This is a genomic window from Marinomonas maritima (assembly GCF_024435075.2).
Classification (GTDB): Bacteria; Pseudomonadota; Gammaproteobacteria; order Pseudomonadales; family Marinomonadaceae; genus Marinomonas; species Marinomonas maritima.
Genome location: NZ_JAMZEG020000002.1, coordinates 863,909 through 877,210 on the forward strand (window position 1 = coordinate 863,909; position 13,302 = coordinate 877,210).

The 13,302-nt window shown below is 42.4% G+C and carries 10 protein-coding genes; 3 read left to right on the forward strand and 7 right to left on the reverse strand.

The window, feature by feature from the left end:
* Positions 1-36 precede the first annotated feature (36 nt).
* The 3 genes from M3I01_RS10105 to M3I01_RS10115 form a co-directional block, all read right to left on the reverse strand.
* On the reverse strand, positions 37-906 hold the full coding sequence (locus M3I01_RS10105) for a rhomboid family intramembrane serine protease (protein ID WP_255895737.1): 870 nt from the start codon (positions 904-906) through the stop codon (positions 37-39).
* 58 nt (positions 907-964) lie between these two features.
* On the reverse strand, positions 965-1,846 hold the full coding sequence (locus M3I01_RS10110) for an NAD(+) kinase (protein WP_112138753.1): 882 nt from the start codon (positions 1,844-1,846) through the stop codon (positions 965-967).
* A gap of 134 nt (positions 1,847-1,980) precedes the next feature.
* A complete protein-coding gene (locus M3I01_RS10115; protein WP_255895738.1) occupies positions 1,981-2,934 on the reverse strand; it encodes a 1-aminocyclopropane-1-carboxylate deaminase/D-cysteine desulfhydrase in 954 nt (317 codons plus the stop codon).
* A 218-nt stretch (positions 2,935-3,152) separates the two neighbouring features.
* Between M3I01_RS10115 and ydiJ the strand changes: the two genes are divergently transcribed.
* Both ydiJ and M3I01_RS10125 read left to right on the forward strand, forming a co-directional pair.
* On the forward strand, positions 3,153-6,227 hold the full coding sequence (gene ydiJ / locus M3I01_RS10120; protein WP_255895740.1) for a D-2-hydroxyglutarate dehydrogenase YdiJ: 3,075 nt from the start codon (positions 3,153-3,155) through the stop codon (positions 6,225-6,227).
* 72 nt (positions 6,228-6,299) lie between these two features.
* Entirely contained in the window at positions 6,300-7,040 is a 741-nt protein-coding gene (locus M3I01_RS10125; RefSeq protein ID WP_255895742.1) for a spermidine synthase, read from the forward strand.
* A gap of 84 nt (positions 7,041-7,124) precedes the next feature.
* On the opposite strand, the gene pgm is transcribed toward M3I01_RS10125, so the two are convergent.
* Both pgm and M3I01_RS10135 read right to left on the reverse strand, forming a co-directional pair.
* Positions 7,125-8,768 carry a phosphoglucomutase (alpha-D-glucose-1,6-bisphosphate-dependent) gene (pgm, locus tag M3I01_RS10130; protein ID WP_255895744.1) on the reverse strand — a complete coding sequence of 548 codons (1,644 nt, stop codon included), beginning with the start codon at positions 8,766-8,768 and terminating at the stop codon, positions 7,125-7,127.
* Positions 8,769-8,860: 92 nt separating this feature from the next.
* Positions 8,861-9,985 (reverse strand): beta-ketoacyl-ACP synthase III, encoded by a 1,125-nt coding sequence (locus tag M3I01_RS10135; protein WP_255895745.1) that lies wholly within the window; start codon positions 9,983-9,985, stop codon positions 8,861-8,863.
* Between the two features lie 260 nt (positions 9,986-10,245).
* On the opposite strand from M3I01_RS10135, the gene M3I01_RS10140 reads away from it, so the two are divergent.
* Complete coding sequence (locus M3I01_RS10140; protein ID WP_255895747.1) at positions 10,246-11,391, forward strand: patatin-like phospholipase family protein; 1,146 nt, start codon at positions 10,246-10,248, stop codon at positions 11,389-11,391.
* Here M3I01_RS10140 and murI read toward each other — a convergent pair.
* Complete coding sequence (gene murI, locus M3I01_RS10145) at positions 11,388-12,197, reverse strand: glutamate racemase (RefSeq protein ID WP_255895748.1); 810 nt, start codon at positions 12,195-12,197, stop codon at positions 11,388-11,390. The two genes, M3I01_RS10140 and murI, sit on opposite strands and share 4 nt — an antisense overlap.
* The gene (gene murB / locus M3I01_RS10150; protein WP_255895753.1) at positions 12,194-13,288 is read right to left on the reverse strand and encodes a UDP-N-acetylmuramate dehydrogenase; all 1,095 of its coding nucleotides are present in this window, start codon (positions 13,286-13,288) and stop codon (positions 12,194-12,196) included. The genes murI and murB overlap by 4 nt, the downstream gene beginning before the upstream one ends.
* Positions 13,289-13,302 lie beyond the last annotated feature (14 nt).

Below are 13,302 nucleotides of genomic sequence, written 5' to 3' on the forward strand. Positions count from 1 at the left end.
TATTTTCTCTTTACGTTCAAACAGACTGCTGTTTAATTAGTATTGGCGATGTTTGGTTGCGATCCAATAGACAACACCCAGCACTAGACCGGTTAATAAGCCAATGCTATGAGCCGTGTTAGCGATACTTCCTAGCCCTAACATTTCGGGAAAAGGGGTATAACCTACGGCCAACCAAACAATAAAAAAGATCATTAATTGCTTACTAATGATAATAGGCCAACGTTTATTTAAAAGTGGCAATAACCAAGCAAAACCAATGACACCATAGACCACGCCAGATAAGCCTCCAAAAAGAGGATAACCACTTATTTCGTACTGTAAAACGTTGCTCATGACCGCAATAATTAAGACACCAACACTCCAAATAATAGAGCCTAGTTGACGCTCTATTCTTCTACCAATGTCCCAAATCCATAAGGTGTTAAAAACAATATGAAGCACACTAAAGTGCAGCAGCGTAGGTGTAAAAAGACGCCAGTATTCACCTTTAGAAAAAACTTCAGATAGAGTATAAAAATAAATATGACCATTCTTTATATCGAATGGCGTAATAGACAAGTAGCCAACCATAGTGAAATCTGAGCCAAGTTTGGTGACCACAGCAATAAGCAAAGTGGCGATCAACAGCCCTGCTGTGACAGGCGCTAACGCAAGTTGAGTAAAGATACGGCTTTTCGAAACCGGGCTAGATGTCAGCACAGGACGAGTTTGTTCTAACAAAGATGGGTCATCCTTCCAAATGGCCATAAGCTGATCAACCGTCGGACGCTGGCTTGGGTCCAACACCCACAACTCATTATGGCCTTGTTCAGAAATAATCTGATGAGCTACCTTATGGTGCCATAAGGCTTCGGTTAACCCCTTAGGGTCTTCTGCTTCTTTGAATTGATAAACAAAATACATGGAGCCCTAAAGGGAATACCTTCTTAAGATGATAAAAACCTTAACCGCAAAATATGGATTAAGGGCGATAACTGGATTGCCAACCTAATTTGTCACGACACACATTATAAAAATCGTGGTTTCTAGGGTGTATTAAACGTATGCCACCCGTTTTTTTCGTGATGTAAATTTCATCACCTGGTGCGGCAGTGATATTAAGCTGACCATCACAACTAACACTGGGATAAGTAAGGTTGGATTCACAGACTACAATCCTAATTCGCGCGTTAGCATCAATCACTATAGGTCGGTTACTCAATGTATGTGGGTGCATAGGAACCAAAACCAACGCATCTAATTTGGGCAATAGAATAGGACCACCAGCAGATAATGCATAAGCGGTTGAGCCCGTTGGGGTTGCCACAATTAAACCATCGGATTTTTGATTCATCACAAACTGATCGTCGATGAATAAATCAAAACGTATCATTCTAGCGGATTTTCCGGGGTGCAGGACTAAATCATTGAGCGCAATGCCCTCGCCGCTTGGTCGATTCTGGCGCTTAATCTTTGCTTCTATCATGAAGCGCTTTTCTTCTTGGTATTCACCACGAAAAATAGGGTCCAATTCTTCTTTTAGATTGTGCGGGGAGATATCTGTTAGAAAACCCAATGTGCCTCTATTGATCCCCAGAACAGGGATGTCGTAATGACAGATGGCTCTTGCAGCACCAAGAAAACTACCATCGCCGCCTACTACCATGACCATATCACAATGATCACCTAATTCTTTCAATGGCGCAGAGTCGACTTTAATACCGGGCATCATTGCCGCTAACTGGTCCTCAAGTACTGGCGCAATATCCTTTTCTTGGAGGTATTCCATCAGCTTCTTGACCGTATCAATGATCTGAGGTTTATCTAATCGAGCAATAATACCAACACGTCTAAAAAGACTCATGCGTCATTCTCTTCTCGTCTGTCGATGTAACAAAGCAACCCACTAATGTGTTTTCAAAACGGTTTTTATTATTAAAGTGAGTTTTATATAATTGAGCCAACTTTAACATGAAGAAGCTGACTATCGCCATCTCGTTAAAGCAGGACAAAAGGATTACTGCTTAATGGGTAGCCTCGCCAGCCTTGTAATCCTCCAGTATGTATAAATAATGTACGTCGATAGGGCCAAATGCCTTCTTCCATCGCGGTGAACACCGCATACATACTTTTGCAGGTATAAACGGGATCCAACGGATAATCAGGGTTATTTTTAGCAAATTCGTGTATAAATTTTTTTAACTCAGGGCTTTGTTTTGCGTAACCACCTTCATGACAGTGGGAATGGAAAAATAATTTTTCTGAAAGCATTTTTTGAAGAGCCATCGATTGAGAGAGCTCAGCGGCGTTTATTTGTTGTGCTTGATCAACAATAAAGCCTCTCTGATGTTGTGCGCCTTTTAATGCACTAAAAACGTGTAAATCAGGTGTTTGATGATGAGCCAATAGACCGGCCGCTGTTGTTCCTGTTCCTGCCGATACTACCCATGCGTCATATTCATCATCCATATTGCTAATGTCTCCAGCCCAATCTCGACACCCTAATGCGCCCAACAGACCACCACCCCCTTCCGGAATCCAGTAAACATTTTTGTAGAGCGTATCGATCGTTTGAGTTACGTCAGAGGACACCCCTAATCGATAATCCGATCGAGACGAAGGCCATAATTCAACACCGTTATTCACCATGTCTCTTAATGTCGGTGTCAACTTAGGCTGCAGCTCTCCTCGAACGACCGCTACCGCTTTGAATGGCATAGATTTTAGTGTCGAACCAAAAGCATGGAGGTGGTTTGAAAAAGGCCCTCCAAATGTTGCAATAACGCTGGCTTGTTGTTTTGTTGCTTCAATAAGATGGTGTTGAAGTTTGTGCCATTTATTACCAGGTGCATGTGGATATTCACAGTCCCCACGATAGATATTCAGTTCGTAACGATGATGAAGCGAATCTTGGTAAGATGACGATAAAATGATCGGCTGGATGAAAGACACAAATAAACCTAGTCGTATGAGAAGCCTCTGATAGCGTAAGAGTAACATATTAATGGCTATGAGCATTCTCATCGACAGAGTTACAAATGCTATCTATAAACTTCTCTAGATCATGATATTTTAGCGTGTTGTAAATCGTTTTTTTCGTCTGATAAATATCACTTTATTGTATGTTTCTTTGTTAAAATCTGCGCACTCATCATTTGTGGAGATGAAACATGATTCCAAGGCTTTCTGAAGTCTCGCCAATTCAGGCTAAATACCTTTCTTTCATCGAACGCCTGAAAACCTCGGGATTTTTAGGTGATACCAACCCTGATTATGCTAACCGTGTGGTTCATTCAACCGACAATTCTATCTACCAGATTTTGCCTCAAGGGGTTATTTACCCCAAAAACACTCAAGACATCCAATTACTGGTTAGCCTGTCAAATCAAGAAGAATTTCAAGATATTGTATTAAGCCCTAGAGGCGGCGGCACAGGAACCAATGGTCAATCATTGACGGATGGTTTAGTGGTGGATTTATCCAAGCACATGAATCGTATATTGGAAATCAATACAGAAGAAGGTTGGGCTCGGGTCGAAGCTGGTGTGGTAAAAGATCAGCTTAACAAAGCCATCAAACCTCATGGGTTGTTTTTTGCCCCCGAACTATCGACGAGCAACCGCGCCACCATTGGCGGCATGATCAATACCGATGCCAGCGGGCAAGGCTCCGTTATGTACGGAAAAACGCGAGACCATGTTTTATCACTGAAAACAGTATTACTGGATGGTTACCTACTTGAGTCTTCCCCCATTGGTGATGACGCGCTGACTAAAATTCAAAGCGGCAGCGATTATTCTGCCCATGCTCACCGTATCGTTGATGCAATCCAAAAAAGTAAAGCTCAAGAAATAAATGACACCTTTCCTGCGTTGAACCGTTGTTTAACGGGTTATGATTTAGCGCATATACGCACCGAAGACGGTCGTTTCAATATGAATTCTGTATTGTGCGGATCAGAAGGTACGTTGGGATTTATTGTCGAAGCAAAAGTAAATCTCCTTACCATTCCTACATATGCAGCTTTAGTGAATATTCGCTATGACAGTTTTGAAGGCTCGTTGCGTCATGCACGCGAATTACTTGCGGCTAAACCTACGTCCATCGAAACCGTTGACTCTAAAGTGTTAGGCCTTGCAAAGGGTGACAGTATTTGGAATTCCGTCTCTGAGTTTTTCCCTCAAAACACAGGAGAAAACATTCAAGGTATTAACCTAGTGGAATACACGGGCGACGACGAACAAGACGTCACCGAAAAAATTAAAATTCTTACTGATGCTCTAGATATCTTAGCAAAAGCGGGTGGTAGTAGTGCCTTGGGTTACACCATCGCAATGGGGCATGACAACGTTAACAAACTGTGGGCGATGCGGAAAAAATCCGTTGGCTTACTGGGTAATGCCAAAGGGGAAAAACGCCCTATTCCTTTTGTAGAAGATACGGCGGTACCACCAGAAAATCTCGCGGATTTTATCATGGAGTTTCGCGCTGTGTTGGACTGTTACCATGTTCAATATGGCATGTTTGGCCATGTCGACGCAGGTGTATTACATGTTCGTCCCGCCTTGGATCTCAAAGACGAATCCCAAGAACCTATGATTCGAGAAATTACTGACAAAGTGGTCGCTCTTACTCAAAAATACAATGGTTTATTGTGGGGTGAACATGGTAAAGGCGTACGCTCCGAATACGCGCCTGCCTTCTTTGGTAAACTGTATCCTAGCATCCAGCAAGTGAAAGGCGCTTTTGACCCAAGAAACCAACTGAACCCAGGTAAAATTGCCACTCCTTATGAGTTGGGTGCTGATTTGCTAAAAATAGACAACGTTCCACTGCGCGGCCAATTTGATCGTCAAATTCCTCTTAAAAATCGAGATCAATTTAAAGAGGGAATGTACTGCAACGGCAACGGCGCTTGTTTTAATTTCGACCCTAATGATGCCATGTGCCCTTCTTGGAAAGGTACCCGAGATCGTAGGCATTCACCAAAAGGTCGAGCGTCTTTGATGCGTGAATGGATACGCGGTATGAGTGCACAAGGTGTTGATACGGTGCGAGCCAGCAAAAAGGCCAAAACCACTCACTTTTTAATCAGCTTTCTCCCTCGATTAAAAAATACACTGACAAAGCGCCGTGGGGATTATGACTTTTCAAACGAAGTTCATGACGCCATGATGGGGTGTTTAGCCTGTAAATCCTGCGTAGGACAATGTCCTATTAAAGTGGATGTACCAGAGTTTAGAGCCAATTTTCTTGAACTCTATTACAGCCGATATTTACGGCCAGTCAAAGACTACCTTGTTGGTTCTTTAGAGTTTATGATGCCAACGATGGCCCTCTTCCCTCAACCCTATAACTGGTTAGTACGTCGTCGCTGGGTAAATCATGTTAGTAGCAAGTATATTGGCCTAACCGATAATCCAACACTGAGCACACTCAACCTTAAAAAAGAAATGTCACGTCGAGGTATTCGTTTAGCCACGCCGTTGGCCATCGAATCATTAAGTCCAAAAGACAGATCTCGCGCGGTTATTGTCGTCCAAGATGCTTTTACCAGTTATTTCGAAACTCAACTGGTATTAGATACGATGGAAACATTAAGTCGTCTTGGGTTTCAAGCCTATCTCGCGCCTTACATGCCCAATGGCAAACCATTGCACGTCCACGGATTTATAAAAGCGTTTAATAAAACCGCCCGTAAAAATCTCGATATGCTACAAAGATTATCGTTTTATGGTCTACCTTTTATAGGTATTGACCCATCTATGACGCTAACGTATCGAGCGGAATACACAAAAGCGTTTAGTAACAGCCGACAAGTACCAAAAATCCAACTCATGCAAGAATGGTTAGCACAAAAAAGCGAGCACCTCATCAAGCAGCCTTTAATGTGCGATAATTCAACCTATCACTTAATGACACACTGCACTGAAAAAACCAATGCTGCTGCCTCGATTCAAGACTGGCAAAAAATTTACAGCATACTCGGGCTTGAGTTAAAAGTTGAAAACGTAGGCTGCTGTGGAATGGCGGGGACTTACGGTCACGAATCAGCCAACCAAGAAATATCAAAAACTATCTATGATCTTTCATGGAAAGAAAAAGTAGCCGACCCTGTATTGATCGAAAAACTGGTCGCAACAGGTTATTCTTGTCGAAGCCAAGTAAAACGCTTTGACGATGTCGCCATCCCTCATCCGATACAGGCGCTCTTAAAACATTTAAGAAAAGCCAATGTCGATTAAACATTGGCAGGTATCACGCAACCATCAAGGCTCGGGATTTCCGAGTCTTCTTTTCCCCTATTAAGGAATACCATGAGTCACCAAAATTTATTACACGATAGTGCCGATGAACTGGGCCCTATTCGCATTTTTGATGATGGTCAGTATCGAGTTTTGTCCTTTGCAGAAGGTGATGAGCAAAGTCGTATTCGCCTTTCCACGCCGCACATTTTGCAACATGAATATACCCAAGCTATGATGCTGCCTTTATTGTTCTGCGAGCCTAAAAGAGTGTGTATTTTAGGACTAGGTGGCGGCGCATTACTTCATGCGCTACACCACGCCATACCCGCCGTACACATCACCGCAGTCGAGCTACGTCAAGAAGTAATGGATGCCGCTGAAATGTATTTCAAACTTCCAAGAGGCAAGCGGATTACATTAAGCGTGGCAAACGCCATTGATTGCATGGCAGAAGGCCTGCCTAAGAAAGTTGACTTACTCATGACAGACCTTTACAACACTGAAGGAATGGATCGAGGTGTCTTACAGGCGAGCTTTATTGAGAACTGTGCTAAAAATATCAAAGATGACGGCTGGCTTGCCCTAAATTGCTGGATGAATGACAAAAATAACCAAGACCTCACTGACATCATAAAAAAACACTTCATTGATGTTCGTGCATTAGATACAGGCGGTGGTAACTGGGTGATTATTGCGGGTAAAAGAATGAACCATAGCAATGCAAAAGAGCTCAAAGCACACGCTCTAAGCCTAAGCAATCACATGGGTTATCAATTAACTAAATGGTTGTCTCGTTTATCAGTTGTTTGACTCTCTCTACTAAAAGTACAGTCTACTCATCAGGAAAAACAAAAATGCCGCTTTCATAAGCGGCATTTTTGATAAACATAAAGTTTAGTTGTCTAGTACTTTATTTACTAAGGCTTTCGCTTCTTCTTCCAGCTTGGCAAGATGTTCTTCTGAAATAAAACTTTCCAAATAGATTTTGTACACATTTTCTGTGCCGGATGGCCTGGCGGCAAACCAACCATTTTTAGTAGACACTTTTAAACCACCAATGGCGGCTCCATTTCCTGGAGCATGAGTTAGAACAGAGACAATCGTTTCGCCCGCTAATTCGATTTGCGTCACATTGTTTGCATCTAGCGCGCCTAATAATGCCTTTTGCACAGAGGTTGCTGCAACATCAATGCGTTTATAAAAGGGCTGGCCATACTTAGTTACTTGAGCCTCATACAATGTCTGGGGATCCTTTCCTGTTACCGCTAAGATTTCTGCCGCAAGTAACGCCATGATAAATCCATCTTTATCGGTCGTCCAAACGGTGCCGTCTTTACGTAGAAAAGAAGCCCCTGCACTCTCTTCACCACCAAATGCCATAGAACCTTCAAACATACCCTCGACGTACCATTTAAAGCCAACGGGCACTTCGCAAAGTCGGCGACCAAGGCCATTTACAACACGATCTATCATGCCACTGGACACCAAGGTTTTTCCAAACTGAATGTCTTGGGACCATTGTGCCCTGTGTTGTGCTAAATATTCGATTGCTACTGCAAGATAAGCATTAGGATTCATTAAGCCGGATTGAGCACAGACAATGCCATGACGATCATAGTCAGGGTCATTACCCACCGCAATATCAAAATCATTTTTTAACTTGAGCAAACCTTGCATGGAATATGGCGAAGAACAATCCATGCGAATACGACCGTCTTTATCCAACGGAACAAAACGAAACGTAGGATCAACTTCTGAGTTTACAACCGTAATGTCTAAGTCATATTTTTTGGCAATAGGCTCCCAATAATGAATACCTGAACCGCCCATTGGGTCAACTCCAATTCGAATTTTAGCGTTTTTAATCGCTTCCATATCGATGACATTTTCAAGATCGTTTACATAGTGATTAATGTAATCAAAAGGCTCAATTAATTCGCTCTCTTCTATTTCCTCTATAGAGAATCGCTTAACACCGTGTAAGTTTTCTTTCAGTAAGGCATTTGCTCTTTTTGCAACCCAATCGGTTATCTCTTTGTCTGCCGGCCCACCCTTTATAGAGTTATATTTAATACCACCATCTTCCGGTGGATTATGAGAGGGCGTAATAACAATGCCATCACTAAGATCAGTCTGTGTTTTATTATGCGTCAAGACAGCATGAGAAATAACAGGCGTGGGCGTGAAACCTCCATTGAGCTGAGTACGAACGCGTACGCCATTCGCGGTAAAGACACTCAATGCGGTCTGGAAAGCGGCTTCAGACAAAGCATGAGTATCTTTGCCTAGGTAAAGCGGTCCTGAAATATGCTGGGCTAGACGGTATTCAGCAATGGCTTGCGAGATCGCAAGAATGTGATCTTCATTAAAACTAGCCAGTAAAGCACTGCCTCTGTGTCCTGAGGTACCAAAACTCACACATTCATCTGGATGAGTCATCACCCGAGGCTTTTTTAAATAATAAGCCGTCATGAGTTCAGGCAAATTTACCAGAGAAGTATGCGGAGCAAGCTGTCCAGCTTGAGGATGAATTGCCATATTGTAAGCCCTGTTAAGTCTTTGAAACGGATACAATCAGTCTCGCTTATATCTATTACAGTTTCAATGACTTAACTGAGTGCAATCAGGGATTATCGTTTCCGAAGGATTAAACTGCCAATCGAGTAACCTGCCCCAAAAGAGCAGATCACACCAATATCACCGGCGCTTAAATCATCATGATACTTAGCAAACGCAATAATAGATCCCGCGGAGGCGGTATTGGCGTACTCATCAAGAACCACTGGCGCTTCTTCAAGCGTCGCATCGCGCCCTAGCAGTCGTTTACTGATCAGCAAGTTCATGTTGATATTGGCTTGATGTAACCACCAACGTTTCAATGCGGAGACATTAATGCCTTCGCTCAACAAATGACTTTCAATATGATCTGCGGCCATGGGGCACACTTCTTTAAAAACCTTTCTACCATTTTGATGGAACAATTTATCCGCAGAATAAGGGTCTTCGTCGGTGGCTCGCGTTAAGTAGCCAAAGTTAGATCGAATATTATTTGAATAAGACGTGACACACTTTGTACTAAGCACATCAAAGGCGTGTGCTGACTGACAGGTTTCACTACTTTCCACCACTACAGCCGTCGCCACATCGCCAAAAATGAAGTGTGAGTCTCTGTCCATATAGTTGACTTGAGGTGAAGTAAGTTCAGGGTTGATGACGAGAACCCCCTTTGAGGTGCCCGCCTTCACTGCGTCAACGGCTCTTTGCAGGCCAAAAGTGGCAGCAGAACAAGCTACTAGCATATCAAAGCCGAACCCTTCAATTCCTAATGCCGCTTGCACTTCTATGGCAATAGCAGGGTAAGAACGCTGAGTATAAGCACAAGACACAATGACCATATCAATATCAGCGGCGGTTTTATTTGCGGCATTCAAGGCTTTTTGTGCAGCAGAAATCGCCATTTCAGCTTGATGAGAGACCTGATCATCCTCTCGTACGTCAAGAATCGGGCGCATGCGGTGTATGTCTAAAGCCCCCTTTTTTGAATAGATATAACGGCTTTTGATACCCGATGCCTTTTCAATAAACGCTGCACTGGAAAGAGGTTTTGCCTCCATCTCTCCCGCATTAATTGCTGTTTCGTTTTCTAGGTTAAAAAGTTCAGCCCAAGCGTTGTAGCTTGTAACTAGCTCTTCATTACTAATACTGTGTTCCGGAGTCCATAAACCGACTCCACTTATGACGACTGAAGAATTCATTTAATACACCCTTTTTTATTATTATAAATAAAAAGTTTTTATATAAAGTATAGATGAGATTGTGAACGACATTGTCGATACAGTCCACTTTTTGTAATAACAAAGGTCAATCAATATTCAAAATACTTATATCAATGCGTGATCATATTGGTAAGATTTCAACGCACTATTGTCCACTGAGTGGTTGTTTTTATAGAAGAAACCAGTATTTTATGGGATACAAATGAATACTTGAAAAAAATCCGACTAATCGAGTCCTTATGCCAAATAACAATGCTCTCATATTATCCGGTGGTGGTGCTCGCGCAGCCTACCAAGTTGGGGTTCTATCCGCCATGGGGAAAATGCTTCCAAAGAATACGCCATTGCCTTTTTCTATATTATGCGGAACCTCTGCAGGCGCGCTAAATGCAACCATGCTTGCTTCTCATGCGAATAATTTTTCTAAGGCTGTCTCTACTTTAGCATTCGTATGGCGTCATTTAACACCAGATCAAATTTACAGTGTAGGTCGTTGGCCTGTAGCAAGCTCTGTTACAAAAACTTTATTATCCCTTTTCCATCTCCATAACAGTGATACTTCTATCGCACTGATGGACAACACACCATTAAAAGACCTCTTAACAAATTATTTGGACTTTTCTAGGATCAATACTGCTATTGAGAACAAGCAGCTCAAAGCACTTGCCATTACCGCGATGAGTTACAGTACGGGTGAATCGACGACCTTTTTCCAAGGCTCTCAAGATCTTCAGCCATGGAAAGGCAATAGACGAAAAGGTGTTATAGCGGATTTGGGAGTTGACCATCTACTTGCTTCCAGTGCCATCCCCACTATTTTTCCTGCTCATAAAATAGAAAATCATTATTATGGCGACGGCGCTATACGACAAAAATCAGCAATTTATCCAGCGTTGAAGCTGGGAGCTGAAAAATTATTTATTATTGGCGTAAGTGGAAACAGAAGTCCTAAAAAGTGGTCTGCTCCCGATATAGACGTAGAGTCCAGCGCTCCCAGTATGGCGCAAATTCTCGGCCAATTATTAAACAGTGCTTTTATCGACAATCTTGAAGATGATATTTATCAATTAGAAATCATGAACAATCTTATTCGTGACCTCCCTAAAGAAAAAAGAGCCTATCATCAAAACTTGCCGACAGAGACATTGATTATTTCACCATCCGAAGAGCTAAATGAGATTGCACATCACTATATTGCCACTCTGCCTAAAAAAATTCGGGTTTTATTAAAAGCAGCCGGTGGCTCAACATCTGAAAAAACCAGTTCAGCCGCGAGTTATCTATTGTTCACGCCACAATACTGTCGGGCGCTGATTGAATTAGGTCACAAGGATGCCATGTGGGAAAAAGACCGAATTCTCGCTTTCTTCGAAAATAACGGCTAAATATAGACTTGTCTTTTATTGGTGATGACTTGCGATGTAGCCACCCAAGAAACAAGGCGTTGCATGTTTTTAAAACCAAGAGAGCTGCACAGTTCAATCTTGCCTTCTTGTTGAGAATTAGACTCGAGCAGTGCGCACATTTTCTCAGGGTAGGACTCTTCCAAGCGACGAATCAATTGGGCAGTAACACCTTCGCTTGGTTCAATGATCTCACACTCACTCCCTAGAGCCTGTTTAAAAAAATGCTTTACCAAAGGGTAATGTGTACAGGCTAATACTAAAGTATCGATATTATTAGAGAGCATTTCCTGACTTAGTTCTTGGATTGTGAGTTTGATTTTTTCTTCTGTTTCTGGCCAAGCATCGATATCAAATGCCAACGTTGAGCTGGACATAATAGACACCTGACTGTCGGCTTTCCAAAGGTTAATCAACTGATTCAAACGCTCGCTTTCAGCAGTGACTGGTGTCGCCAATACCGCGACCTTACGCTGCTTACTAAGGCGAAAGGCGGGCTTCACCGCAGGCTCTACCCCAATAATAGGCAAAGATGTGCTTGCTCGGAGTGCATCAATAGCAGTAACGGTGGCGGTATTGCAAGCAACCACGATAGCACAGACGTTTTCTTTCTCGAAAAAACGACCGATTTTTATCAATCTATCTTGAAGCTGAGCAACACTTTTATTTCCATAGGGTGCGAAGGCATCGTCTGCCAGATAAATTAAATCAAGATGAGGTTGTTTTTTATGTATTGCATTGAGGATCGTTAACCCCCCTGCACCAGAATCCATCACACCAATTTTCAATTTATCGCCTCAATATGACCAGTATCGCTAAGAGGAGCCAGTGGCAATTGAACGGGTTCGCGCTCTAATTCAACGCCATATAATTCAAATATAGATTGCTTTATTTTAGCTTCTAATTCTAATAAGGATTCTGCACTTTCCTCTGAATAGTTAACCAACACCAACGCCTGTTTTTCATAAACACCCACGCCTTGATATTGTTTGCCTTTCCAGCCTGCTTGATCGATCAACCACCCAGCAGCCAATTTAAAGCCCTCTTCAAATGGAAATGAAACAAGATTTGGAAAACGCACTTTTAAGTCTGAGTGTAGGGCTTGGCTAATTATCGGATTTTTGAAAAAACTGCCAGAGTTTGCTAACACACTAGGATCTGGTAATTTTTCACTTCTGACATCACATACCACTTTAAAGACGCTTGCTAAACTAGGCTTACCCGCAATTCGATTAGATAAGCCACCGTAACTCAGTAATAAATCCGCCTGTTTTTTCAATGACAGTTCTACCGACGTAATCAATAGTTTATTTTTCCATTTGCCTTTGAAATAACTGTCTCTATAAGCAAAGCCACAATCCCTTGCATTGATCCAATAGACGTCACCAGACGTTTTATCAATCACCTGAACGCGTGCCAGAACATCTTTTATTTCAACCCCATAAGCACCAATGTTTTGCACCGGTGCGGCGCCCATTGTACCTGGGATTAACGCGAGGTTTTCAATGCCAAACCAGCCTTCCTGTACGGCAAATGCAACCACTTGGTGCCAGCTTTCACCTGCAGCAACCGTTAAACTGACTAAATTCCCGCCACGCTCTCTTGCGTTTATGCCAGACAGTCGATTAATAATGACCAGTCCTGTGATATCGGCAGAGATAAGTAAATTACTACCACCGCCGATCATGGTAACGGTTTGATTAAAATGATTGGCCCAAGCAAGCAGTTTTTTTAAAGAGTCTAATGTTTCTGCTATGGCAAAGTATTCAGCATTGTAAGCAAAACGGAAGGTGTTATAGGCGGCCAAAGAAACATTTTTTTGAATGGATTCTTCCATGCTCTGCATAAAGGCGTTTTGTGTATTAAATCGCATCTTCATGGATTGACTTAATC